Below are 24,213 nucleotides of genomic sequence, written 5' to 3'. Positions count from 1 at the left end.
CGCCCCAGGCGGGTCTAAAGACCCGCCCCTACTTGTTGATGATTCGCGCCAGCCGCCAGACGTAATCGACCCACGAGGCCAGCGTGACGGCCAGCGACACCCAGATCGCGACCTCGACCCACACGGACGCGTACCCGAGGTAGTTGAAGAACATCACCACCACGCACGCCACCACGAAAATCGCGGTCGCGAGCTTGCCCAGTGGCGACGGACGGAACGTGCGCGGACCCATCGCCAGGCTGACGATGGCGACGGTCAACAGGATGCCGACGTCGCGACTAATCACCGTCACGGTGAGCCACAAGGGCAGGCGGTTGACGAGGCCGATGTTCGGCAGCGTCAGCACGATGAAGGTCGCCCCGATCAGCAGCTTGTCGGCGATCGGGTCGAGCCACGCGCCCAGGTCGGTCTGGCCGCCGGTCTTGCGCGCGGCGAGTCCGTCGAGCAGGTCGGTCATGCCGGCGAACATGAACGTGAGCAGCGCCCAGCCGAACCGGCCGTACAGCATCAGCAGCACGAACACCGGCACCAGCAACATGCGCAGCATGGTGAGCTGGTTGGCCAGCGTGAAGACCTGCGTGGTCATGGCCGGGCCAGTGCCTCGAGCCGGCTGATCACTTCGTAAGCCTCCGCGCCGCTCACGTTGCGCAGCAGGTCGAAGTTGCCGTTGGTGAGCGACATGACGCCGGCGGCCACGGCCTGCGAGACGTAGGGATAACTGAGGTGACTGGCCGGGACGTCGGCCACCGGCACCTTGGCCGCCTGCCATTTCTTCTGCAGCCCGGGCCTGCCGGCGCCAATCAGCGCCAGCAGCCGCGACACGGTGAGGGCCAGTTCACCGCGGCGGACCCGCTGGGCAGGCTGGAACGCGTAATTGGGCAGCGGATCCATGATGCCGGCCCTGGCCACGGCGTTGATCCACTGCTGCGCCCAGTGGCCGCGAGTGTCGGTGATGATCAACTGGCGCGGCCGCGCCCGCGCGACGAGCGTGTCGAGCCGAATGCCAATCAGGGCCGCGACCTCGCCTCGCGCGATGCCGGGGTTGGCGGGAATGGCGCGATACTCGGCCGGCAGCTTCAGCAAGGCGGCGCGGTCGCGTACCCGGGTGACCGCTGCCTCGGGCACCTCGTCCGGATCGACAGCTCTCGCCCGTTCATAAGCCGTCAACGCACCCACGACATCATCGTTGACTTCGAGCAGCCCGCCGATGGCCGCCCACGAGCGCGCGTCACTCGCGTCGAGTTCCACCGCCTTGCGGTAATGTTCGAGCGCCCCGGCCGGGTCGCCGGCCTGCTGCTCCACCGATGCCAGTTCGCGATAGAGAAACGCCGACTCGGGCGAGGCCGCAATCGCTTGCTGGTACGCCGCCTTTGCCTCGTCCCATCGCCGGCCGTCGGTCGCGGCCTTGGCGCGGCCCAGCATGTCCTGGGTCGCGCGGAAGCGCAGCACATCGACGCGCCCCTTCAGGTCAACGAGCGTCGGATCCACGGCGAGCGCCGCCTCGAAATTGACCAGGGCTTCGCCGACGCGATCCAGTTCCAGCAAGGCCCGGCCTCGTCCGACGAGCGCGGGGACGTAGGTCGCCTCGGTCGCGAGCGCCCGATCGAACCGTGCCACGGCGTCGGCCTCGTGGCCGCGTGCCAGGGCGACGTATCCGAGAGCCGCGTCGGCCGGATAGAACGCGGCCTGCTGCTTGATCGCGGCCAGGAACTCCCGCTCAGCGTTGCGCGTGTCGTCGATCTGCAAGTACTGCCAGCCGCGGTCGAGCCGCGACACCTGCGCCGGGAGCGTCCCCTCGGGCGCCACCGGAAACATGAAGTCAGGATGCTTCGGCGCACCGACGACGGCCGGCGGCGCCTTGGGCGCGCAGGCCGCGCCAAATGCGATCACGGAAGCACAGAAACACAGAACCACGGCAACCCGCCAACCGAATGACCCGTGCTTCGGTGTTTCCGTGTTCCAGTGAAATGCATTTGTCCTACGCACGGCGTCCTCGCGCTTTCGGCGCCACCGGTGTCGCCATTCCAACCTTCGGCAGCAGGCGGCGGGGCAAATCCACCTCCAACGTGGCGTGATCACCCATGGTCGCGTGGCTGTGCACGGTGGCATGGCGATAGACCCAGGCCAGGCGCTCGGCTTGCGCCGGATCCGAGAGATCCAGGTCGAGGGTGACACGCTGCTGATCCAGCGCCAGACGCGAGGCCACGCTTTCGAGCAGGGCGTCACAGCCCTTGCCGGTCGCGGCCGAAATCAGCAGCGCTGAGGGATCCGTTTCTTGCAGGCGGCGACGCTCGTCCGCCGACAGTTGATCGACCTTGTTGTAGACCTCGATCCGCGGAACCAGGTGTGCGCCCACTTCTTCGAGCACTCGCGTGACCGCGGCCATGTGCCGTTCGTGCTCTGGATTGGCGGCATCAATCACGTGGAGGACGAGGTCGGCATCGGCCGTCTCCTCGAGCGTGGCCCTGAACGCGGCGACCAGCGTGTGCGGCAGGCGGTCGATGAAGCCGACGGTATCGCTCATCAACAGCTCGCGCCGGTCGGGCAGCGAGACGCGGCGCACCAGCGGATCGAGCGTCACGAACAGCGCATCCGACGCCTCGGCGTCAGACTTGGTCAGCCGGTTGAACAGCGTCGTCTTGCCGGCATTGGTGTAGCCGACCAGCGCCACGGTCGGCGCATCCATCTTCTGGCGCCGTTCCCGCAACTGCGTGCGCCGGCGGCGGACGACATCGATATCGTCGGACAGCACCTTCATGCGCACCCGAATGCGCCGGCGATCCGCTTCGAGCTTGGTTTCACCGGGGCCGCGAGTGCCGATGCCGCCCCCTTGCTGTGACAGGCCGGCGGTGGCGCCGACCAGGCGGGGCAACAGGTACTTGAGCTGGGCCAGTTCGACCTGCAGCTTGCCCTCGCGGGTGCGGGCACGCCGGGCGAAAATGTCGAGAATCAGCTGGGTGCGGTCGACGACCTTGCGATCCAGGCGCTTGCTGAGCTCGCGCAGCTGCGCCGGCGACAACTCGTTGTCGAAGATCACGACGTCGGCGTCGGCCTCGGCGCTGGCCGCGGCCAGCACCTCGACCTTGCCGCTGCCCAGGAACGTGGCCGAGTCGGGTTTGGGCCGCTCCTGCAGCACGCGCAGCACGACGCGGGCACCCGCGGCCTCGGCGAGGCCGCCCAACTCTTCGAGGGAATGTTCGGCGTCGACTCGCCGCGCGCCGCCCGTGACCAGGCCAACTAGCGCCGCTCGTTCGACGAGCACGGGACGACGAGCACTCATTGCTGGATCGAGTCTACTCCACAACTATAATCGGGAGACCGATGCCGGAGCTGCCTTCCGAATTTCCGCGAGCGCTGAGCTCGTATCCATCCACTGACGGCCAACCACTGTGGGACATCCTGGCAGCCCGGATTGAGGCCGAGCCCCTCAATGCGGTCGCGACGGTGATCTTTCTGCTGGCGGTCACCCACACCTTTTTCGCCGCGCGGTTCAAGGCGGCCGCGCACCACGCGCAGGAACACCACGACGCGGCCAGCCGCGCCGCCGGTGTGCCGCCCCTGCCAAGCGTCAAGGCCGAGCTGCTGCACTTCCTCGGCGAAGTGGAAGTGATCTTCGCGTTATGGGGCGTGCCGCTGCTCGTGGCGATCGCGGCGTCGCGCGATTGGCACTCCGCCGTGGTCTACCTGAACGACACGGTCAACTATCAGGAGGCGATGTTCGTCGTGGTGATCATGGCGCTCGCCGCCACCCGCCCGGTGGTTCAGCTCGCCGAGACCATTCTTCGCCGCATCGCCAGCCTGGGTGGCTGCACGCCGGCCGCCTGGTGGATGACCATCCTGATTGTCGCGCCGCTGCTCGGCTCCCTGATCACCGAGGCCGCGGCCATGACCATCGGCGCGCTCCTGCTGGCCCGACAGTTCTTTGATCTGCAGCCGTCGCCGACGCTGCGCTACGCCACGCTGGGGCTGCTGTTCGTCAACGTCTCGATCGGCGGCACCCTGACCCACTTCGCGGCGCCGCCGGTACTGATGGTGGCGGGTCCCTGGGGATGGGACACGCCGTTCATGCTGGGACACTTCGGCACCCGCGCGACCATCGCCATTCTGATCTCGACGTTTGCGTATGCCTTGGTCTTCCGTCGTGAATTCGTCACCCTCGGCACCCGTGCGGCGGTGCCGGAGGATGAAATTCCCGCCGTCGAGGCCGTCGACGGCCGCCAGCTGCTGCCCATCCCGTGGTGGGTGACCATGGTCCACCTCGCGTTCATGGCGTGGTCGGTCTTCAACCTCCACTACCCGGCGTTGCTGATTGGCGGCTTCCTGTTCTTCCTGGGCTTCTCGGTCGCCACCGCCGCCTATCAGACGACCGTCGACATCAAGACGCCGCTGCTGGTGGGCTTCTTCCTGGCCGGCCTCGTGGTGCACGGCGGATTGCAGGGCTGGTGGATTGGGCCCGTCCTCGGCAGGCTCACAGAAGAGCCCTTGTTCTGGAGCGCGACCCTGCTGACAGCGTTCAACGACAACGCCTTGATCACCTACCTCGCCACCCTCGTGCCACTGAGCGACAGCCTCAAGGTGGCCGTGGTCGAAGGCGCGGTCACCGGCGGCGGCCTCACCGTGATTGCCAACGCCCCCAACCCGGCGGGACAGGCACTGCTCAGCCGGTTCTTCGGCGGTGCCATCAACCCCCTGAAACTCTTGATGGCCGCCGCCATCCCCACCCTCGTGTCCGCCGCGATGTTCCGCTGGGTCTAGGGTTCGGAGACCGCTGTCGCGGGCTGCAGGCGTCTCGCGACCAGGACGGCCAGCACCACGAGCAGTGCGACGTCGGCCACGAACACGATCCGTAGCCCCGAACCGCCGATGAATCCGGCGACGACCGGACTGACCGCCAGGCCGATCAGCGACGCCGTGGTCATGACGCCGAAGCCGGTGGCATGGGCATCGGCCGGCAGCAACGCGCCGGCCACCGAGTAAATGGTGGTGGTGGCGACACCAATCGCCAGGCCGACCGCGGCCATCGCCACGCCGACCATCCACAGTTCAGGGGCAATGACGATGGCGGCCATGGCCAGCGCGGCGACCCCGGTCCCGGCGACGATGACCCCCTTCGCGGGCCGGCGCTTCAGCAGCCACGGGGCCAACTGCGAACCAAGCGCCGCCGAGACCGCGCCAAGCGAGAACAGGATGCCCGAGACCAGCGGGATCCGGTCGGGCGCCACGCCCACCTGCGCCACAAACAGCGGCAGGACGGGCCCGAAGCTACGGTCGACCGTCTGCAGACCGAAGATCACAAACAGCGCCAGCACGAACCCGGGCAGGCGCAACAAGTGCGCGAACACGTCCCAACCGCCCCGCCGGGAGGCGGCGGCGGGCGGCCGCGGCGGATCCTTGTAAAGAACGAGCACCAGCACCATGGCCGCGGCGTAGAACGCGGCGGCGAACAGGAACGAACTGCGCAAGCCGACCAACGGCGCCAGCAGGCCGCCGATCACGGGACCAACCGCGGGCCCCAGCCGATGGCCGGTTTGCACCGTGCCAATGGCCCGCGCCATGCGATCGCGTGGCACCGACTGCGCCGCCATTGAAATGGTGAGGGCGCCGTACCCGGCAAACACCCCGAGCAGGGCGCGCAGCGCAAACAGCTGCCAGGGCGCCGTTACGAACGCCATGGCCGCCTTGGTGAGGATGAATGCGGTCAGTGACCGGATGACGAGGAGCTTGCTGCCGTACTTGTCACCGACCCGGCCCCAGAGCGGAGCGCTGATCGCGGTCACCGTCGGCGTGGCGCCGAGGGTCAGGCCGGTCCACATCGCGATCTCGCCGAGGTCGGTGACGCCCAACTCGGCGATGTAGAGCGGGAGAAACGGCATGACCAGCGTGAAGCCGGTGAAACCGATGCCGCCGGCCGCGGCCGCGGCAAAGACGTTTCTCCTCGACTGGCGTTGGTCCAATCAGAATCGGATCTTGACCGACGGACCGGGATGCACCTGGATGCTGTCGATGAACCGGATACGATGCGGGTTGGTCTGCATCACCACCGAGCTGCAGCGGATGCCGGCGCCGAAGAACTGCACGCCTTTCATCAGCGAGCCATCGGTCACGCCGGTCGCGGCAAACACAATGTCCTTGCCGCACGCCAGGTCTTCGGACTTGTAGATCCTCTTGATGTCCTTGATCCCCATGGCCGTGGCCCGCTCCTCGTCGCCGGGCTTGGCCACAACCAGGCGCGCGAAAATCTCGCCATTCAAGCAACGCATCGCGGCAGCGGTCAGCACCCCTTCGGGCGCGCCGCCGGTGCCCATCACGGCATGGACGCCGGTGCCGGAGACCGCCGCGGAGATGCCCGCCGACAGATCGCCGTCGCCAATCAGGCGAATGCGCGCCCCGGTTTCGCGAATGTCGGCGATCAGCTTTTCGTGGCGCGGCCGGTCGAGTACGACCACCGTCAACTCATCGACCTGGCGGCCGAGGCTCCGGGCGATGGCACGCAGGTTGTCGCGTACGGGCGCGTCCAGGTCAACCAGGTGCTTCGACGCCGGCCCGACCACCAGCTTCTCCATGTACATGTCCGGCGCGTGCAGCAACCCGCCCTTTTCGGACGCTGCCAGCACGGCAATGGCATTCGCAGCGCCAGTCGCGCACAGGTTGGTCCCTTCGAGTGGGTCAACGGCGATGTCCACTTCGTCCCAGGCGCGCCGGTTGGTCTGGTCCTTGTGCGCCAGCCCGACCTTCTCGCCAATGTAGAGCATGGGCGCTTCGTCGCGCTCGCCCTCGCCTATCACGATGGTGCCGTCAATCGGCACGGTATCCATCTCGCGCCGCATGGCCTCGACCGCGACCTGGTCGGAGCCGTGGCGATCACCCTGGCCCATGGTGTGCGCACAGGCAATGGCCGCCTGCTCGGTGACGCGTAGGAACTCGAGGGAGAGGTCAGATTCCATGGATTTGGTGATCTCGTGATTTGGTGAGTTGGTGATTTGGGCTACGGGATTTGGTGATTTGGATTTGGAGATTTGGAGATTTGCGATTGGGCCCGTGGCAAACAGCAAATCGTATCAGTTTTATGGTGTCAGGCGCACGGTGACGGCGGCGCCGCGGCCCAGGGCCAGCTGGGACGCCGCGTCACCGGCGTTCACGGCAATCTCGAGGTGGTCGGTGCTGCCAAACAGCGCGCACAGCTCCCCGGGCGGCGCCTCGGCATAGGTCGCGACCACCCGGGCCACGTCGTGGTCACCCGCCCGCACGGCAATAGCGCCCGTCGCGGCCAGTTGTTCGAACGCCCGGCGTTCGATGTTGGAAATCAGGTTTCCGAAGCGATCCACCCGCACCACTTCCCCGCGAATCTCACCGGCATCGGTCTCTGGTTTCGGCAGGTCGAGCACGTGACAGTCGCCGATGCCCTTGCCGAGCGACGCCAGGGCAATGCCCTTGGCCAGCCAGCCCGCGGCCGGCGCGAACCGATCGCGGCCCTCGAACGTGCGGCTCACGGTGGGGCGAGCGTACTTGCGTTCGGTAAGCTCGACGACCTTCTTCGGCGGCGACTCGCGGAACACCGCCGACAGCACGCCGTTGTCGGGCGCCACGAAGCGGTAACCGCCGGCCTCGGCGGCAATACCGCGGCGCGACGATCCCACGCCGGGATCGACCACCACCAGGAACACCGTGCCATGAGGGAAATACCGATAGCACGCCGCCAGTTCGAGCGCCCCCGCCATCACGTCGTGTGCCGGAATGTCGTGACCGATGTCGACCAGCGTGGCTTCGGCACACACCCCGAGCACGACCGCTTTCAGGGTACCGGCGTAATGATCGCGCGTGCCGAAATCGCTGAGGAAGGCAACGATCGGTCGGGCCATGAATGCCCGGACCCTAGACCCGTGGCGCGGGCTTGCGGAAGAGCATCTCGCGGAGCTTGCTCTTCATGAGGAAGGAATCGGAAACGCGCAGGTCCTTGAACAACTTGATGATGTCGCCATTCAACAGGCTGCGCTGCCGCTGTCGCAAGGCGGGATAGGTGCGATACCGCAGCGTGGCTTCGTCCACCACCACGTATTTCGTATAGACCTGCTCGCCCGTCTCGGCCGTGCTGAACAACCCGAGGAGGCACCCGTCGGCCTTCAGCAGCCGGCAGAGCGCCGTCGCCAGCGCCTGCGCAGCCGGGCGATCCAGGTAATCGAGAACGTCCCAGCACAGGATGCCGTCGACCGAGCCTGGCGCCTGGGTGAACCGGCCGGCAAAGTACTCGGGCAACAGTTCGAGCTTGCCCTCTTTCACGTGGCGATCGATGTCGGCGGCGACGTCTTCGACGCGAATGCGGCAACCGAGATGTTCGCCGAAGAACGTCACGTTGCTGCCAACGACGGGACCAAGATCGAGGATGAGGGGGTTGTCGGCGCCCTGCAGGCAACCGAGGAATTTCTGGAGCGCCTTGGTTGGATACGATACCTCCGTGACCTGGGTCACGGAGGTATCGGTAACGGCAGCGGTCTCGCTCCCCCGGCGTGGGCCGAGGATTCCGAACAGGTCGGTCAGCGATCTGGCGTCAGCCATGACAGAGTCTGAACGGCTGTCGTTACGCGCCGACCTTCTGGGTCTGCGGCTGAGCCTGCCCCGGGGCGGCAGGCGCCGCCGGCTTTGCCTGCGCCTTGGCGCCGGCACGCTGCATGTCGACGGCGCCACGGAAGTGCGCGCCTTCGGCAATGGCGACGCGCGGCGAGGCGATGTCGCCATCGACCGAGCCGTTGTCGCGAATGTCAACCTTCTCTGACGCGGTGACGTTGCCGGTGACCTCGCCAAGGACGACCACGGCCTTCGCAAAGACCTCGGCCTTGATCTTGCCGTTCGGGCCAATCGTGAGGACGTTGTCCTTCAGATCGATCCGGCCCTCGACGTGGCCTTCGATCGTCAGGTCTTCGCTCCCGCTCAACTCACCTTTGATGATGACGGACTTTCCGATATTCACGTTATCTCTCCCAAGTTGGGTACGCGGCTCGCTGGCAGCCGGCGCAGCGGCTCCTGGTGCCGAGGGTGTCGCCGCCGGCGTGTGCGCCGGTGGCGTGGCCGGCTTGACCGACTCATCCCGCTTCCACATCGCTGAAACCTCCCCCTCTGTCGGAAAGCCCGTTCGAGGGTGCCCAATTAATTTCTTGAAACCCGGGGAAGTGGGCTTCGGTGATGGAGTCCTGCCAGTATAGAAGCCCCTGCAAACCGTTGTCTAGTCCTTTTATTGCTGCGAGTTAGCAGGAATGTTACGATCACGTTTTGCAGCCATGCGGATCTATCTGGACCATAACGCGACGACCCCGCCCGACCCCCTGGTCACCGAGCGGATGGCCCAGGCCTTCCGAGAGGTTTGGGGCAACGCCTCCAGCGTGCACCATTTCGGGCAACAGGCCAAAGCGGCCCTGGACGAAGCCCGGGGAGCCGTCGCCGGCCTGCTGGGCGCCGACGCCTCCGAGATCGTCTTCACGTGCGGCGGAACCGAAAGCGACAACATCGCCATTCGCGGCGCCGCCGAGGCCCTCGAGGCCAGCGGCCGCCGGCACCTGATTACGAGCGCCATCGAACACGAAGCCGTCCTCACCACCATGAAGGCGTTGGCCAAGCGCGGCGCGCGCGTGACGATTCTGCCCGTCGACGCGTCGGGTATTCTCGCGCCAGACCGCCTGCGCGAGGCGCTGACGGATGACACCGCGCTCGTCTCGGTGATGCACGCCAACAACGAGATCGGTACCGTTCAGCCCATCGCCGAACTGGCGGCCCTCGCGCACGAGCGCGGCGCCCTGTTCCATACCGACGCCGTGCAGTCGGCCGGCAAGCTGCCGCTCGACGTCCGCAGCCTCGGCGTCGACCTGCTCTCGATCGCCGGCCACAAGTTCTATGGCCCCAAGGGCACCGGCGCGCTGTGGCTGAAGCGCGGGGTGCGGCTGATCCCACCCATGACCGGCGGCCGGCAGGAGCGCAACCGGCGCGCGGGTACCGAGAATGTGCCGGCGCTCGTCGGCCTGGGGGTCGCGGCAGACGTGGCGAACCGCAAGCTCGCCAGCGAAGCCGATCGACTGGGCGCACTTCGCGATCGTCTCGAAGCCGGCATTCTGGCCGCCGTGCCGGGCAGCGCACGTAACGGCGCCGCCAGTCCGCGCGTGCCGAACACCACCAACCTCAGCATCGAAGGCGTCGAGTCGGAGTCGCTGCTGATCGGCCTCGACCTGGCCGGCATTGCCGTGTCGTCAGGCTCCGCCTGTTCGTCGGGCACGCTCGAGCCGTCACACGTGCTCAAGGCCATGGGCCTCTCGCACGGCCGCACGCTGGGCTCGATCCGTTTCAGTCTGGGCACCTCGAATACCGACGCGGACATCGATCACGTGATCGCCGTGCTGCCGCCGCTCGTCGCGAAGCTGCGCAGCCTCACCACCGTCAGCGGAAGAAAATAGACAGGAGATAAGGAGTTTAAGAGCTATTTCTTGGGTGCGCATTTTGAAAAGCGTCCTCCTGATCTCTTGACCTCCTGTTTCAGTTATGCGGATTGTCGTAGCGATGTCGGGCGGCGTGGATTCATCGGTCGCCGCGGCCCTGCTCGCCGAGCAGGGTCACGACGTGATCGGTGTATCGATGCAGTTGTATGACCAGGGGCAAACCACCGCCTCGGGCCAGAAGGCCTTCGGCACCTGCTGCACGATCGACGACCTCTACGATGCGCGGCGCGTCGCCGCCACGATTGGTATTCCCCACTACATCGTGAACTTCGAATCGCAGTTCGGCGAGCACGTGGTCTCGAACTTCGTGCGCGAGTACGTCTCGGGGCGCACCCCGATTCCCTGCTCGCACTGCAATAGCGAGTTGAAGTTTGCCGAGCTGCTCGATCGCGCCAAGGCCTACGACGCCGACCAGCTCGCGACCGGGCATTACGCGCGCATCGAGCGGGACGCGTCGGGCCGCTACCATCTCTACCGCGGCGCCGACAATACGAAGGACCAGACCTACTTCCTCTTTTCGCTGACCCAGCACCAGTTGGCGCGGGCGGCGTTCCCGGTGGGCCATCTCGACAAGGACACGGTGCGCGCGCACGCCCACCGCCTGAAGCTGCGGGTGGCGTCCAAGCCCGACAGCCAGGAGATTTGCTTCGTGCCCGACGGCGACTACGCCGCCTTCGTGGAACGCCAGGCGCCTGAGGCGCTGCGCGCCGGGACCGTGGTCGATGGCGACGGGAAGGTGCTCGGCATGCACGGCGGCGTGCACCGGTTCACCATCGGCCAACGCAAGGGCCTGGGGCTGTCGTCCAGCGAGCCGTTATACGTGCTGGCGATCAAGCCGGACGCGGCACAGGTCGTGGTGGGACCGAAGGAGTCGCTCGGCCGCACCGCCCTGACGGCGTCCTCGGTCAACTGGGTCAGCGGCGTGCCGCCGGACGACTGGCTCCGGATTTCGGCGCAGATTCGCCATCGCCATGCCGCGGCGCCGGCGCGCGTGCGCGCCAACGACGAAGGGCGCGCCGAACTCCAGTTCGACGCGCCCCAGACAGCGGTGACGCCGGGCCAGGCGGTGGTCTTCTATGACGGAGACGAAGTGCTCGGCGGTGGCTGGATCGACTGAAGCTAGGCGTGCGCCGCGGTCGCCTCGTGTAGGGTTCCCGACAAGAAACGTTCGGCGTCGATCGCGGCCATGCAGCCGGATCCCGCCGCGGTCACCGCCTGGCGGTAGATGTGATCCTGCACATCACCGGCGGCAAACACTCCCTGGACGCTCGTGCGTGACCCGTCGTGGGTCTTCAGGTAGCCGTTGTCGTGCAGCGCCAGCTGCCCCTTGAACAGCGCCGTGTTCGGCACATGGCCGATCCCAATGAACACCCCGTCCACCGCCAGTTCGCTGACGGCGCCGGTCTGTATGTTTTTCAGCACCAGGGACGTGACCTCGCCCTTGTCGACGTCCTTGATGTCGGTCACCTCGGTGTTCCAGATGAACGAGATGTTCGGCATCGACATGGCCTTGTCCTGCATCACCTTCGAGGCGCGCAGGCTGTCGCGGCGATGGATGACGGTGACCGAGGTCGCGAGCTTCGACAGGTAGATCGCCTCTTCCATGGCGGTGTCGCCGCCGCCGATGACGGCGACCGGGCGGCCCTTGAAGAAGAACCCGTCGCAGGTCGCGCAGGTCGACACGCCGCGGCCCGACAGCTTCTTGTCGACGCCCAGGTCGAGCCACTTGGCGGACGCGCCGGTCGCGACGATTAGCGTCTGCGCCAGGTACTGCGTCTTGCCCATCGACACGGTGAACGGCCGCTGCGACAGGTCCACGGACGAGACATCGCCCTGGATGATCTCGGCGCCGAAGCGTTCGGCCTGCGCCCGCAATTCGGCCATGAGGTCGGGCCCCATGATGCCGTCGCGATAGCCCGGCCAGTTCTCGACCATGGTGGTGAGCATGAGCTGGCCGCCGGCCTCGATGCCTTCAATGACCAGCGGCTTCAGGTTGGCGCGCGCGGCATAGAGGGCCGCCGTGAGCCCGGCGGGGCCGGACCCGATAATGATGACTTGTCGCTCAGCAGTCACTGGCGAGCCGCCTTGCGTTGGGCGCCAACGGCGCCCAACCTTGGGTGTTCGAACTTGACCACCATTAGAGGTGCTTGTCGATCATCTTCGCGAGATCGTCCTTGTTGGCCAGGCCGACCACGGTCTCCTTGAGATCGCCATCCTTGAACAGCAGCAGCGTGGGAATGCCGCGCACCATGAACTTGCTGGGCGTCATTGGATTCTCGTCGATGTCGACCTTGGCCACGGTAGCGCGGCCGCTGTATTCATCGGCCAGCTGGTCGACAATCGGCGCAATGCGCCGGCACGGCGCGCACCAGGTGGCCCAAAAATCCACCAGCACGACGCCCTTTTTCACTGACTCGCCGAAATTCGCGTCGGTCAGTGCCTTCACATGCTCGGATGCCATTAACGTCCCTCTACCCTTTGGATGCCGGTGCCCGGCGCGTGGTACGCGCGGGGCGCAGTCGTCTGTATATTTTGACATACTCGGCCGCCGAGCGGTCCCACGAGAAGTCGGCGCGCATGCCATTTTTCTGGAGCCGGCTCCAAATCTTCTTGTTGGCAAACGCCGCCAGCGCCGCCTCGAGCGTCCGCAGCATCGCCCCAGGCTCGTAGTCCGAGAACAGGAACCCATTGCCCTGCCCATTCTTCGGGTTGTACGGCCGCACGGTATCCACCAGGCCACCGACCGCACGGACAATCGGCACCGTGCCATAGCGGAGGCTGTACATCTGGTTGAGGCCGCACGGCTCGAAGCGCGACGGCATCAGGAACATGTCGGCGCCCGCCTCCACCAAGTGCGCACGCTGCTCGTCGAAGCCGATGAACACGCCGATGCGATCCGCGTGACGCTGCGCAAGGAAGCGCCACATGTCCTGGTAGCGGGGCTCGCCGGTGCCGACAATCGTAAACGTCGCGTCCAGTGAAGCGAGCGCGCCGGCCGCGGCCACCGCCGCAATCAGGTCGAGGCCCTTCTGATCCACCATGCGCGACACCATGCCGACAATCGGCCGCGCCAGCGTCTCCTCAGTCACCGGAATCCCAAAGCGCTCCAGCAGGGCGCGCTTGGACGCGCCCTTGGCCGCCAGCCGATCGGCATCAAAGGGCTCCGGCAAGTGGGGGTCGGCCGCCGGGTTCCACTCGTCGTGGTCGATGCCGTTGAGGATGCCGGTCAGCCGATCGCGACGCGAGCGGATCACGCCGTCCAGCCCATGGCCGTACTCGGGGCGCTGGATCTCGTCGGCGTAGGTCGGGCTCACCGTCGTGATGGCATCGGCGAAGTTGATGCCCGCCTTCAGGAACCCGAGCCGATCGAAGAACTCGAAGCCATGCATCGTGAAGTCTTGCCAGCCGAGTCCGAGCCGCGGCACCCAGCCCTTGTCGAAGATGCCCTGGTAGGCGAGATTGTGGATGGTTAGTACGGTGCCTAGGGTGCCTAAGGTGCCTAGGGTGCGGGCGTAGACGGGCGCGAGGCCGCCCTGCCAGTCGTGCGTGTGGATGATGTCGAACGGCTCGGGCCCGTCGGCACTTGGCCGACGTTGCTGCGCGGCGAAGTCGAGGGCGGCCGCCGACAGGAACGCATAGCGAATCGGGTTGTCCGGGTAATCGACCCCACCCTCGTAGTAGATGCCGCCGCGGTCGTACAACTCCGGGCAATCGAGCAGCAGCACCCGCGCGCCGGGACCCGTTACCTGCTCCAGCAGCCGCGCCCGGAAGCGATGGCCGGCCACCTCCAGGGCGACGGTGCCCGCCACCGGGCCGTCGGGTGCGCCGCGATAGCGGGGCGTGATCACCGTCACCTGGTGACCGAGCCGGCCCAGGGCCTTGGGCAGGGCCGCGACGACGTCGGCCAGGCCACCTGTCTTCGAGAACGGCTGCGCCTCGGACGCGATCATCAAGACACGGAGCGGGCCGGGACTCGCCTTGGCCTTGGGCTTCGCCGCTTTTGCCATGCTCGTCCAGTATTGCACCACCTGCCGGGAGTCGGGAGTCGGGAGTCGGGAGTCGGGAATCGGGAATGCGCGCCTGATTGATCGACTCCCGACTCCCGACTCCCGGTTCCCGGTATGATTCAGTCGTGTCTGGCTCCTCCCCGAGCAGCGCGCGGGGCCTGCCGCGCGACATCGCCGAACTGAAGGCGCTCGCCGAGCGCCAGCCCGAACTGGCGTCGGCCGCCCAGTTACAGGTCAGCCTCATCGAAACCGTGCGCCGGGTCCAGGGACGCCTGACCACGCCGTGGATTGAAGCCACTCCCGAAGAGCTGACCGCCCGCCTGGCGCGCGGCCAGTCGCTGCTCGAGTTCGACCAGATCCTCTTCGAGTGGAACGACGTGCGGCTGCTGATTCGCCAGATCGCCGACATCCTGCGCCGCTACGACGCCATCGACGCCGACGGGGTCATTGCCTTGCACAACGCCGGGCGGGCCGACGACCTGCCGGCGCGCATGCGCGCCTGGTTCAATGGCACGCCGTCACCCGATATCGAGATGCTCGACGAGGTGCTGATGTGGGCGGCGCGGCCGTACGTCCAGCGCACCGCCGAAGTCTTGCAGCAGCGCGTGAACTTCGACGGCTGGCGCCGCGCCACGTGCCCGGTCTGCAACGGCGAGCCGGAGTTTGCGGTGATTACGACCAGCGGCGAACGCCAACTGGTGTGCGGACGCTGCCTGGTCCGCTGGGCCTTTGCCGCCACCGACTGTCCCTACTGCGGCAATCGCGACCGGTCGACCATCACCTCGATGGCCACGGCCGATGGCGTCTACCGCGTGACCATCTGCCAGCCGTGCGGCCGCTACCTCAAGGCGCTCGACGCCCGGAAGTCGTCGCGCCCGCTACTGCCCTATGCTGATCCGATTGTGACGCTGCCGCTGGACGCGGCGGTGATGCGAAGAGCGAGATAAAGAGGTTACAGGAGGTAAGGAGATCAGGAGAAGAATTAACTCTTTATCTCTTGAGCTCTTGTTAATGCTGTTGCTGTTGTTGCTGCGCTTCGCCGTCAGCAACGGTCTTGGTGCGCGCGGTCATCCAGTTGAACAGGTGACGCGTTTCCCAGAAGCGGCTGGCGTTCGATTTGGCGCCGAGAACCACCACGGCCACCTGCTCGCCGGTGGACGGGAGCCGCAGGAGCGTCGCCAGGCAATACCCGGAACGGTTGATGAACCCGGTCTTGCCGCCGACGACATCGATGTCGCCGCTGCGAACGATGTGGTTCGTGCTGCGGGCGGTAATGGCCTGCTTGCCCGACTTGGTCGAATAGGTCTGCTTGCGCATGATCCCGCCGACACGTTCGTCGGCCGAAGCGTGCGCGATCAGCCGGGCCTGGTCATACGCGGACGACACGTTGTCGGCCAGCAGGCCTGACGGATCCGCGTAGCGCGTGCTGACGAGTCCGAGCTCGAGCGCCTTCTCGTTCATCTTGGCGATGAACCCCTGGGCACCGTACGGTGAAATGCGGGCCAGCGCACGAGCGGCGGCATTGTCGGAGCCGACGAGCAACAGGTTCAGCAGGTCCTCGGCGGTCAGCTTGAAGCCGCTGCGCAGGTAAGTCGTCGAGGCGCGGGTCACGTCGGTGCGCACCACGGTCTCCGGCTGGTTGAGCGGTGCGCCGCTCTCGAGGAACACCAGCGCCGTCATCACCTTGGTGATGCTGGCAATCGACCGCTGATCCTGCGCGTGATCTTCCCACAGCACTTCGCCGGTGGTCGGGTTGTAAATGATGGCGGCTTCGGCGCGCACGTCCGGCACCTCGCGGCCGAACTCGTCGACGCGGAAGCGCGGCGTCTGCAGCTCGCGCAACTCGCGCGCCGCCGCCGCAGCGCGGGCCTTCGCCAACTGCTGGCGACGGGCCTTCGCAGTGGTCGCAGAATACGCTTTCTTCTTGGGGGTGCTCCGCGCCGGCGCGGCCTTCGGCGTGGTCGCCTTGGTAGATGGCGCCTTGGCCGCGGGCTTCGACTGCTTGGCTTGCGCCCGGGCAGCGTCAACTGGCATCGGAAGAGCGACGATGGCCGTGGCGACAAACGCCAGGCACACTGCCAGTTTCGTGACGCGGTTAGGCTTCGGCATCAGCAACTTGCGGGCATTGTAGTCACACTATCCCCAAGAATCAATAGGGTTTATCGTTCCTTGGGTTAAGCTAAACCCCTAATGGAAAGACCGGCTGCAACCGAGTACCACGTCCTTAGGGACACCATTGCCGCCCGGGGGAGCCTCCGGCCGGTCCTTGCCTTGGCCGGGCTGGCCGTGTGGGCCGTGATTCTGACGGCGGTGCTGGCCTGGATTCCCTACCCCATGGCGGCGGTTATTCCGCTGCTGGTTCTGCTCGTAACCTTCGAGGTAATAAGGCCTTTACACTTCGGCGCGGAGCGCCTGGGGCGTTACCTGCAGGTGTTTTACGAGGAAGCCGGCCAGCCGGAGCGTTCACTATCTGAGACCCCCGCGTGGGAACGGGTCGCGATGAGGTTGAGCGCGGTTCCGGGCACGGGCGGCCATCCCCTGTTCGTCCCAGTTTTCTTTCTCGCCACCGTGGGGAATACCCTTCCGGTCCTGCTGGCTCAACCGCCAGCGACGCCGATAGAGCTGGCCGCGCTCGGCGTGCCTCACCTCGCGTTCACGGTCTGGCTGTTCCACGCCGACCGCGCCATGCGCAGGCAGAGGACCGCAGAACTGGAGCAGTTCCGGGCGCTACATAAGTCCGGCTAACTGCCTTCGCCAAGGCTACGGCGAGTCAAGAAGCCGGACTCCACATTGGGTAGGCGGACCTACTGCTGCGCGAGCGCAATCGCGACGAGCAACGCGCGCTGCGATCCCTGCCACGAGTTGGTCGGATCAAACGCTTCATCCAGCGCATGCGCGCCGGTCCCGCGACCGCCGCCATCGATCGTGATCGCCGGTATGCCCAGGTTCATCGGGATGTTGGAATCGGTCGAGCCCTCGTCCAGCGTGACCGGGAAGCCAAGCGCGCGCGTCACCGAAACGGCGGCCTGCACCATCGGCGAGGTGGCCGCGGTCTGGCCGGCCGGCCGGTTGCCGACGAGCGCCTTGTCCACCGTCAGCCCACTCTTCTTCCAGCGCGCGTCCTCGGCTTTCACCGCGTCATCGACGGCGCGATGAAACTTGGCGTCAAGCGCCTGCAGCGCCGACGGGCTCGCCGAGCGCATGTCCATCTCGAACCACGACTCGAACGGAATGGCGTTGACCGACGTGCCGCCACCAACCCGCCCGACGTTGAACGTCGTCTTGGGATCGCTCGGGACCTCGAACTGGGAAATGGTGTCCACGGCGCGTCCGAGCGCGTGCAGCGGGTTCGACAAGCCAAAGGCACCGTAGCTGTGGCCGCCGGGCCCCTTGAACGTGACCCGGTAACGGAGGCTCCCCACCGCGATGTGGGTAATGCCGAGACCGGTGCCGTCGACTGAGACGAAGCGATCGATCTGCCCTTTCATCCCTTCGTTAAACAGGTACTTCACGCCGCGCAGGTCGCCCAGGCCTTCCTCCCCCACCGTGCCGACGAAGGTGATCGAACCGGCGGTCTGAACCTTGGCCTGGTTCATCGCGCGAATCACCGCCAGCACCACGGCCAGGCCGCGGCAGTCGTCGCCAATGCCGGGACCGCGCAGGATCTGGCCATCGCGCTTCACCTTCACGTCGGTCCCTTCGGGAAACACGGTGTCGAGGTGCGCGCTAAACACCAGGCGCGGGCGCGGCTGCGCGCCGGGGCGATCGCCGAGCACGTTGCCTTCCTTGTCGATGCGCACGTTCTGCAGGCCGGCCTCGCGGAACATGCGGGCGTAGAGCTCGGCGCGCTTCTGTTCCTTGAACGGCGGCGCCTCGACCTCGCATAGCGCAATCTGATCTTCGATCGTCTTCGGCTCGGCGGCCTTGATCGCTTCGACCGCGGTCTTCACCGCGGCGTCGGCCATGAGCCGGGCGCCGATGTCGGTCGCCTCCTGCTGCGCGGCCGCCGGCAGCGCCGCGACAAAAACGAGGGCGAATGCGAATGCTGAAGCGAGGCGAATGGCAGATTGCGTCATGACTGGAGTATAGATTTTCGCAGCCGAGTCAGGAAATCACGCCACGACGGACGGCGTAAAGGACGAGTTCCGCCGTGTTGTGAATGTCGAGCTTCTGCAGAATATGCGCGCGGTGGGTTTCGACGGTGGCGGGGCTGATCTGCAGCAACCCGGCCACTTCCCGATTCGTCCGCCCTTCCGCCACCAACTGGAAAATCTCCCGTTCCCGCTCCGAGAGCGAATCGTACCGATCGGCGACCTGTGTCCCCGACACCCGTCGCACATAGTCGTCCAACATCAGCCGCGCCACCGCCGGGCTGAAATAGGACTGGCCCGCTGCGACCGTCGCCACCCCCTTCAGCAAGTCCTTGCCGGCCGAGTCCTTGAGCATGTATCCGGTGGCGCCGGCCTGGAGGGCCCGCGTCACGTACGCCTCGTCTGAATGCATGCTCAGGATCAGGACCCGGGTGTGTGGCACCTTGCGAACAATCTGCTGGGTGGCGTCGATGCCGTTCAACTGCGGCATGCCGACATCGAGAATGGCGACGTCGGGCTTGAGGGCAATGGCCTTCTTGACGGCCTCACGGCCGTCGCCGACTTCGGCGACGACTTCCCATTCGGGCCGCTCTTCGAGGATCTTGCGAAAGCCCTGCCGCACCAGAGTGTGGTCGTCGCCAATCAACAATCGCAAGTTAGGCACGGGCGGCACCTGTCGGCAACTCGATGAACAGCCGGGTCCCGGCGCCGGGTGCGCTCAGCACCCGAAGGCTGCCGCCGAGCATCGCCGCGCGTTCGCGCATCCCGATCAGGCCGACGCTCTGCGACGCCGGCCGGTCAAGGTCGGGATCGAACCCATCGCCGTCGTCTTCAATCTCCACGCGCAGCGTTTCGGGCAGCCGCATCAGGCGGACGCGGCAGTGCGCGGCGTCGGCATGGCGGGCGACGTTGGTCAGGGCTTCCTGGACTATGCGGTAGGCCGCAATCTCGGTCTCGGGCGCCAGCCGGTCGGCCATGCCGCTCTGCAACAGCTCCACCTTGATCTCGTGGCGACGCGCCAGGCCGCGCAACGACGCGTCGATCGCCGCCGGCAAGCCGAGGTCGTCGAGCGCCGCCGGCCGCAGCAACTGCGAGAGATCGCGCACGGTCGTCAACGCGCCGTCGGCCAGGGTCTGCGCCTCTTTCAACGGATCAACCGAAACACCGGCCTCCGCCAGGCGCCGATGAGCCAGGCTGAGCTCGACCTGCAGCGCCGTCAAGACCTGGCCGACCTCATCGTGCAACTCCCGGGCGATGGCGCGGCGCTCGTCTTCCTGCGCGCCCAGCAGCTTGACCGTGGCGCCGTGCAAGTCCCGGGACATCTGCGAATCGCGCTGCAGTTGCCGCCGCAAGCGGTTCTCGAGGCGGCCGGCGTAGGTGGCGGCCAGCAGCAGCACCGCGAGGCTGGTTGCCAGCGCCAGTCCAAGACGCCGCCAGCTCTGCGCTTCCGCCAGGCGATGGATCGCCGCAATGTCGGCCTGCTGGCGAACGTAGGCCATCCGGTTCAGGCCCTGGATGTCCTCTGAAATCTTCACCGCCGCCTCGCGCCTGGGAATGATGCGCCGATTCAGCAAGTCCCTGACCGTCGCGTTGGACGGCGTCCCCAGGTCGGCCAGCACGGCCAGGCTGGTCTGATGAAACTGATCGACCTCGACGCGCAGGCTGCGAACGTGGTCCTGCCCTGGCGCAGTTTCCAGGACGGGTTCGTAGGCGTCAAGCGCCGCGTTGATGACGCGTTGAATGTCCTCCAACTGCGCGCGATAGCCGGCCGTTAAGGACGGATCCGGATTGAGGAGCGCGTCGCGGACGCGGACCGAGCTCACGAGCAACTGGGCGCGGACGGTCGACAACAACTCTTGCGCACGGGTGTAGCGGCTGGCGACGCCCGCCGCCTGCCGTTCGACGTCGGCGATGCGCCGGGTGAACGTGTAGCTCGTGAACAACCACAGGCCGAGCGTGACGAGGATGCCGAGCCCCAGGGCGGCGCGGATCGAGAGACGTTCGAGGGGGGCGCGTCTCGTCACGGCGGGTTCATTCTACTCCCGGCGGAATACGGGCTGAAGAAGGAAAAAAGGGAGGGCACCCAGGCGCTGGTGTGCCCTCCCTACGGACTCCCCCACAGGAGTCGAGCGCGTTTACCAGAGGAAGCGGAAGCCGACGCGCCCCGTGCGAGGCGCGAGAATGGCTGACGGCTTCTGGTAGCCCAGGCCCGTGGCCCGGCTGATGGTCTCTGACGAGTGGCTGTTGGCGATGTTGAAGAGGTCGAAGAACAGCCGGGCGCGCGTGCGCGACCCGAAGTTCACGGTCTTCTCCGCGCGAATGTCGAACACCCAGATGTTGTCTTCGCGGTTGGAATCCATCGGCTCGACGTAGGCGGTGCCGCTGGCGATCAGTCCGGACCCGGCCGGGACCGAGATCGACACGGTCCGGGCATAGTTGGAGCCCGACTGGTGACGCAGCACCGGCGACAGGCGGATGCCCCACGCGGCGTCGTAGCTGCCGGTGGCCTTGAGGTTCCACGTGGTGCGATCCTCGAACCCCGGTTCATTCGGGTTGTTCGGGAAGCCGTTCGGGAAGTCGCTCAGCATCGTGTAGGCGCCGCCGATCGACGCCGACCACCGGTTGCTGTAGCGGCGGTTGGCCGAGAGTTCGACGGTCTTGGCTCGCGAGTAGGAACCGGCGTTGGACACCACCACCGTGGTCGGGAAGTTGCCGGCTTGCGCCGATGGCAGGCCCAGCATGGTGAGGTTGACGTCGTCGGACGTGCCGCGGCGGCCGTCGAGACCGATGTCGACGTAAGTGAACGGGACGGTGAACGCAGCCGAGTTGCGGAACGGCTGATAGCCGGTGTCGACCAGGTCGTCTTCGGTCTTGTAGACGAAGCCGCCACGCACACCCATGGTGTCGGTGAGCTGGCGCTCGATCCACATGCTGGCTTCGTGGGTGTAAGGCTGCTCGATGCCGTCCTGCAGCCGCACGCCGCCTTCCAGTGCCTGGGTCAGCAAGTTGCCCTGCTCGCCTTGCTGCCAGCGGCGATCGCCGTTAATGTCGTTCCACTGGTAGGTGGCCTGCTTGGCCGCCGTGTTGGGATTGGCGGGGCTGGCCACGCCGACACCGGGATTGTGCAGGAAGTAGCCGTAGTTGCCCTTCAGCACGGTGCGGCCGTTACCGGTCAGGTCGAACACCACGCCAACGCGCGGTGCGAACCCGCTCCAGGTGAACATCTGCTGCTCGGCGAAGGTCTTGGCGGCCACCGTCACCGGGCCAACCGTGCCGGCGAGCTGCTGCTGCTCGGGCAGGAAGGCCTTGTAGCGGTCGTAGCGCACGCCGGCGTTCACCGTGAAGCGGCCGCGGCTGAAGGTGTCGTTGGCGAAGAAGCTCTGCACGTCGATGGCCGACGACGCGGTCAGCGCTCCGGATTTGCCGAGACCGAGCTTGCCGGAGTCGGTGGCCGTCGGGATGCGGAAGATCACCTGGTTCGAGCGGCCGTTGTTGTAGACGTGCTCGATGTTGCCGCCGACGCCCTGCAGGAAGCCTTCCCAGCCGACTTCCTGGAGAATCTCCCCACCGAACTTGAAGGTGTGGCTGCCGGCCGCGGTGTCGAGGAAGTAAGTGGCCGCAGCGGTCGCCTGCTTGCGGTCGCGATCGAGCTGCCACTTGCGGTGTCCGCCCTCAATGGCCAGCGTGCCGGAGTCGCGCCAGAAGTAGGCTTCGTCGCTGTTGGCGAGGGTCGGGAAGTAGTAGCCGAAGTCACCGAAGCGCGCCTCGACATACAGCTTGTCGCTGAGCGTGCCGTTCCATTCGCCCTTCCACACCCAGCTGCCCGAGTCCTGCTTGAAGGTGGGCTCGGCCGAGTTGTAGGTGTAGGCGCCAAACGGCAGGCGGGTGGGCTGCAGCTTCTGCCCCCACTGGTAATAGCCGACGAACTTGTTCTTCTGGTTGGCTTGGTAGGTGACCTTGCCGACGGCGTTCCACAGCGTCGTGTCGAACGTCGAATCGAAGTTGAAGTTGGGCTGCGCCACCGCGTTGTGCTGCTTGCGGTAGGTGCCGAACCACCACACCTTGTCGCGCACGATCGGGCCGCCGATGTTAAGCGCCGTGTCCCAGTACTTGTCGATCTCGTTGCTGTGCGCACGGATCGGGCTGTTGTTGAACGCGGTCGGCGCGGTGTACGAGTCGGGGATGTTGGTGCCCTGCAGCGCGTTGTTGTACCAGTCGAGATAGGCCTCACCGGCGAAGGTGTTGCCGCCGGACTTAGCGATGAACTGGCTCTGCACGCCCGGGTTCGGCATTTCGGCCGACTGCCCCGAGGTGCCCAGGAACACTTCCTCGAGCGACGAGTAGTCGAAGTAGAAGCCGGCGCCGCCGGTGCCTTCCGTGGTGTTGATGCCCTCGATCAGCACGCGCACCTGGCCGGTGAAGCCGTAGGCGGTGTAGCCGGTCTGCGTGCCGGCGCGGTTGCCGCCGACATCGATGCGCGACATCTGCACCGCCGGGGTCACCGCCAGCAGCGACCACATGTCGCGGCCGTTCGGGATCGATTGCAACTCGGACAGCTTGAAGTTCTGCACCGTGCGGGTCGTGGTGGTGTCGATGATGGGCGAGGCGCCGCTCACCGTCACGGTCTCCTGGAGGGTGGCCAGGGCCAACTCCACGTTCACGTTCGCCGTGAAGCCCAGCCGAATTTCGACGCCATCGCGCTTCAGGCTGTTGAAACCCGACAGTTCATACGTGAGCGCATAGGTGCCCGGCGGGATGGCCGGAAAACGGTAGTTGCCGGTTTCGGACGTCACGGCCGTCTGCACACCGGGCATGGACGGACTGGTCGCCGTCACCGTTACGCCCGGCAGAACCGCGCCCTGCGAGTCGCTGACGCGGCCCTGAATGGTGCCGGTGCTGCTGGCGCCGCCGCCCTGCGCGAAGGCCGTGGTCGCTACCATCAGCGCCAAGGCCACCAGCCAGCCTGTGAGTCTGGGGAGCTTCATTCCTATTTTCCTCCTGCAGCGGGCGCGATCGACGAGCACCGCCGGCGAATTGCAAACACAACACCGAATCGGCTCGGCACGCAGCCAAGACAACTCGACACAACATGGGGCGCACTTGTACCTCGCGTGACCTACCGGCACAATCCGGAGAGCGCGTTCTGAAAACTACAGACTTGTCTGGATGCGCCCGCGCCCGCGAACGCCGTATCCCGGAAAGGCATGAGTTTCCAGGGGGGTGAGACCGGATTGTGTTGCTCAGCCCCGCGCGGTACAACCCGTTACGTACGTCGCCCGCGATTGGTCTGACTTGTTCTAGGGGCGGTCCCCATTGGAGGAATGAATGCGAATGCTGAAGGCGATCCTAGTGATCGGCGTGTGTGTGCTAGCCGGCGGCCTGAGCCCGGCCGTGGCTCAGGATTTTCGAGGCCGAATTAACGGCACGGTCACCGATAACACCGGCGCAATTCTGCCCGGCGTGACGGTGACGGCGACGAGCCCGTCGATGATTCAACCGCAGGTGCAGGTCACCGGCGGCGATGGTTCGTTCCGGTTCCTCGCCCTGCCTCCGGGCACCTACGAGATCAACTTCGAGCTCGCCGGCTTCCAGAATGTGAAGCGCGACGGCGTCCGCGTGGTCATCAACCAGACCCTG

22 protein-coding genes are annotated in these 24,213 nt (G+C 66.3%); 6 read left to right on the top strand and 16 right to left on the bottom strand.

All coding sequences use genetic code 11. The features are described 5' to 3' along the window. Positions 1-28: 28 nt before the first annotated feature. The 3 genes from Q8T13_02915 to hflX all read right to left on the bottom strand — a co-directional run bounded on the left by Q8T13_02915 (position 29) and on the right by hflX (position 3,280). Positions 29-586, bottom strand: a complete 558-nt coding sequence (locus Q8T13_02915; GenBank protein MDP3716699.1) for a CDP-alcohol phosphatidyltransferase family protein — start codon at positions 584-586, stop codon at positions 29-31. Further along, positions 583-1,890, bottom strand: a complete 1,308-nt coding sequence (locus tag Q8T13_02910; GenBank protein ID MDP3716698.1) for an S-layer homology domain-containing protein — start codon at positions 1,888-1,890, stop codon at positions 583-585. The genes Q8T13_02915 and Q8T13_02910 overlap by 4 nt, the downstream gene beginning before the upstream one ends. An 88-nt stretch (positions 1,891-1,978) precedes the next feature. Further along, positions 1,979-3,280 (bottom strand): GTPase HflX, encoded by a 1,302-nt coding sequence (gene hflX / locus Q8T13_02905; protein MDP3716697.1) that lies wholly within the window; start codon positions 3,278-3,280, stop codon positions 1,979-1,981. 41 nt (positions 3,281-3,321) lie between these two features. Here hflX and Q8T13_02900 point away from each other — a divergent pair, with 41 nt between their 5' ends. After that, positions 3,322-4,755, top strand: coding sequence for a putative Na+/H+ antiporter (locus Q8T13_02900; protein ID MDP3716696.1), 1,434 nt, complete (start codon positions 3,322-3,324; stop codon positions 4,753-4,755). Here Q8T13_02900 and Q8T13_02895 read toward each other — a convergent pair. The 5 genes from Q8T13_02895 to Q8T13_02875 form a co-directional block, all read right to left on the bottom strand. Beyond that, positions 4,752-5,954, bottom strand: coding sequence for an MFS transporter (locus Q8T13_02895; protein MDP3716695.1), 1,203 nt, complete (start codon positions 5,952-5,954; stop codon positions 4,752-4,754). The genes Q8T13_02900 and Q8T13_02895 overlap by 4 nt on opposite strands. After that, positions 5,955-6,944 carry a class II fructose-bisphosphatase gene (gene glpX, locus Q8T13_02890; GenBank protein MDP3716694.1) on the bottom strand — a complete coding sequence of 330 codons (990 nt, stop codon included), beginning with the start codon at positions 6,942-6,944 and terminating at the stop codon, positions 5,955-5,957. A gap of 120 nt (positions 6,945-7,064) precedes the next feature. Continuing rightward, a complete protein-coding gene (locus tag Q8T13_02885) occupies positions 7,065-7,859 on the bottom strand; it encodes an SAM-dependent chlorinase/fluorinase (protein ID MDP3716693.1) in 795 nt (264 codons plus the stop codon). A 13-nt stretch (positions 7,860-7,872) separates the two neighbouring features. Then, positions 7,873-8,553 (bottom strand): class I SAM-dependent methyltransferase, encoded by a 681-nt coding sequence (locus Q8T13_02880; protein ID MDP3716692.1) that lies wholly within the window; start codon positions 8,551-8,553, stop codon positions 7,873-7,875. A 22-nt stretch (positions 8,554-8,575) separates the two neighbouring features. Continuing rightward, positions 8,576-8,965, bottom strand: coding sequence for a polymer-forming cytoskeletal protein (locus Q8T13_02875; protein MDP3716691.1), 390 nt, complete (start codon positions 8,963-8,965; stop codon positions 8,576-8,578). 307 nt (positions 8,966-9,272) lie between these two features. Here Q8T13_02875 and Q8T13_02870 point away from each other — a divergent pair, with 307 nt between their 5' ends. Both Q8T13_02870 and mnmA read left to right on the top strand, forming a co-directional pair. Beyond that, on the top strand, positions 9,273-10,436 hold the full coding sequence (locus tag Q8T13_02870; GenBank protein MDP3716690.1) for an aminotransferase class V-fold PLP-dependent enzyme: 1,164 nt from the start codon (positions 9,273-9,275) through the stop codon (positions 10,434-10,436). 85 nt (positions 10,437-10,521) lie between these two features. Continuing rightward, positions 10,522-11,595: a tRNA 2-thiouridine(34) synthase MnmA gene (gene mnmA, locus Q8T13_02865; GenBank protein MDP3716689.1), complete on the top strand. Its 1,074-nt coding sequence runs from the start codon at positions 10,522-10,524 to the stop codon at positions 11,593-11,595. A 2-nt stretch (positions 11,596-11,597) separates the two neighbouring features. Here mnmA and trxB read toward each other — a convergent pair whose 3' ends face one another. The 3 genes from trxB to glgA form a co-directional block, all read right to left on the bottom strand. Further along, positions 11,598-12,551 carry a thioredoxin-disulfide reductase gene (gene trxB / locus Q8T13_02860; GenBank protein ID MDP3716688.1) on the bottom strand — a complete coding sequence of 318 codons (954 nt, stop codon included), beginning with the start codon at positions 12,549-12,551 and terminating at the stop codon, positions 11,598-11,600. Between the two features lie 64 nt (positions 12,552-12,615). Beyond that, positions 12,616-12,939, bottom strand: a complete 324-nt coding sequence (trxA, locus tag Q8T13_02855) for a thioredoxin (GenBank protein MDP3716687.1) — start codon at positions 12,937-12,939, stop codon at positions 12,616-12,618. Between the two features lie 10 nt (positions 12,940-12,949). Continuing rightward, a complete protein-coding gene (gene glgA, locus Q8T13_02850) occupies positions 12,950-14,485 on the bottom strand; it encodes a glycogen synthase GlgA (GenBank protein MDP3716686.1) in 1,536 nt (511 codons plus the stop codon). Between the two features lie 125 nt (positions 14,486-14,610). On the opposite strand from glgA, the gene Q8T13_02845 reads away from it, so the two are divergent. Further along, positions 14,611-15,432 carry a formate dehydrogenase accessory protein FdhE gene (locus tag Q8T13_02845; GenBank protein ID MDP3716685.1) on the top strand — a complete coding sequence of 274 codons (822 nt, stop codon included), beginning with the start codon at positions 14,611-14,613 and terminating at the stop codon, positions 15,430-15,432. Positions 15,433-15,493: 61 nt separating this feature from the next. On the opposite strand, the gene Q8T13_02840 is transcribed toward Q8T13_02845, so the two are convergent. Further along, positions 15,494-16,594 carry a serine hydrolase gene (locus tag Q8T13_02840; protein MDP3716684.1) on the bottom strand — a complete coding sequence of 367 codons (1,101 nt, stop codon included), beginning with the start codon at positions 16,592-16,594 and terminating at the stop codon, positions 15,494-15,496. A gap of 81 nt (positions 16,595-16,675) precedes the next feature. Here Q8T13_02840 and Q8T13_02835 point away from each other — a divergent pair, with 81 nt between their 5' ends. Continuing rightward, complete coding sequence (locus Q8T13_02835; protein MDP3716683.1) at positions 16,676-17,230, top strand: hypothetical protein; 555 nt, start codon at positions 16,676-16,678, stop codon at positions 17,228-17,230. Positions 17,231-17,289: 59 nt separating this feature from the next. Here the strand turns inward: Q8T13_02835 and Q8T13_02830 are convergent, their stop codons facing one another. The 4 genes from Q8T13_02830 to Q8T13_02815 form a co-directional block, all read right to left on the bottom strand. Beyond that, positions 17,290-18,561 (bottom strand): M20/M25/M40 family metallo-hydrolase, encoded by a 1,272-nt coding sequence (locus Q8T13_02830; protein MDP3716682.1) that lies wholly within the window; start codon positions 18,559-18,561, stop codon positions 17,290-17,292. 28 nt (positions 18,562-18,589) lie between these two features. Continuing rightward, a complete protein-coding gene (locus Q8T13_02825) occupies positions 18,590-19,240 on the bottom strand; it encodes a response regulator transcription factor (GenBank protein ID MDP3716681.1) in 651 nt (216 codons plus the stop codon). Then, positions 19,233-20,600, bottom strand: a complete 1,368-nt coding sequence (locus Q8T13_02820; protein MDP3716680.1) for a sensor histidine kinase — start codon at positions 20,598-20,600, stop codon at positions 19,233-19,235. Before Q8T13_02820 ends, Q8T13_02825 begins: the two co-directional genes overlap by 8 nt. A 111-nt stretch (positions 20,601-20,711) precedes the next feature. Then, positions 20,712-23,561, bottom strand: coding sequence for a carboxypeptidase regulatory-like domain-containing protein (locus tag Q8T13_02815; GenBank protein ID MDP3716679.1), 2,850 nt, complete (start codon positions 23,559-23,561; stop codon positions 20,712-20,714). A 340-nt stretch (positions 23,562-23,901) separates the two neighbouring features. Here Q8T13_02815 and Q8T13_02810 point away from each other — a divergent pair. Beyond that, positions 23,902-24,213 (top strand): carboxypeptidase-like regulatory domain-containing protein (locus Q8T13_02810; protein MDP3716678.1); only part of this gene is annotated, 312 nt, incomplete at its 3' end.

The organism is Acidobacteriota bacterium, assembly GCA_030697165.1.
Taxonomy (GTDB): Bacteria; Acidobacteriota; Vicinamibacteria; order Vicinamibacterales; family UBA2999; genus 12-FULL-67-14b.
Note: the sequence above shows the minus strand (reverse complement) of the source record. Positions and strands in the feature narration are given on the sequence as shown.

Excerpts from the sequence above, each read along its gene's own strand:
- Q8T13_02840 (MDP3716684.1), bottom strand. The coding sequence starts at position 16,594 with ATGCCGAAGCCTAACCGCGTCACGAAACTGGCAGTGTGCCTGGCGTTT.
- Q8T13_02900 (MDP3716696.1), top strand. The coding sequence starts at position 3,322 with ATGCCGGAGCTGCCTTCCGAATTTCCGCGAGCGCTGAGCTCGTATCCA.
- Q8T13_02815 (MDP3716679.1), bottom strand. The coding sequence starts at position 23,561 with ATGAAGCTCCCCAGACTCACAGGCTGGCTGGTGGCCTTGGCGCTGATG.
- Q8T13_02835 (MDP3716683.1), top strand. The coding sequence starts at position 16,676 with ATGGAAAGACCGGCTGCAACCGAGTACCACGTCCTTAGGGACACCATT.
- Q8T13_02885 (MDP3716693.1), bottom strand. The coding sequence starts at position 7,859 with ATGGCCCGACCGATCGTTGCCTTCCTCAGCGATTTCGGCACGCGCGAT.
- mnmA (MDP3716689.1), top strand. The coding sequence starts at position 10,522 with ATGCGGATTGTCGTAGCGATGTCGGGCGGCGTGGATTCATCGGTCGCC.
- hflX (MDP3716697.1), bottom strand. The coding sequence starts at position 3,280 with ATGAGTGCTCGTCGTCCCGTGCTCGTCGAACGAGCGGCGCTAGTTGGC.
- trxA (MDP3716687.1), bottom strand. The coding sequence starts at position 12,939 with ATGGCATCCGAGCATGTGAAGGCACTGACCGACGCGAATTTCGGCGAG.
- Q8T13_02880 (MDP3716692.1), bottom strand. The coding sequence starts at position 8,553 with ATGGCTGACGCCAGATCGCTGACCGACCTGTTCGGAATCCTCGGCCCA.
- glpX (MDP3716694.1), bottom strand. The coding sequence starts at position 6,944 with ATGGAATCTGACCTCTCCCTCGAGTTCCTACGCGTCACCGAGCAGGCG.
- glgA (MDP3716686.1), bottom strand. The coding sequence starts at position 14,485 with ATGGCAAAAGCGGCGAAGCCCAAGGCCAAGGCGAGTCCCGGCCCGCTC.
- Q8T13_02870 (MDP3716690.1), top strand. The coding sequence starts at position 9,273 with ATGCGGATCTATCTGGACCATAACGCGACGACCCCGCCCGACCCCCTG.
- Q8T13_02830 (MDP3716682.1), bottom strand. The coding sequence starts at position 18,561 with ATGACGCAATCTGCCATTCGCCTCGCTTCAGCATTCGCATTCGCCCTC.
- Q8T13_02915 (MDP3716699.1), bottom strand. The coding sequence starts at position 586 with ATGACCACGCAGGTCTTCACGCTGGCCAACCAGCTCACCATGCTGCGC.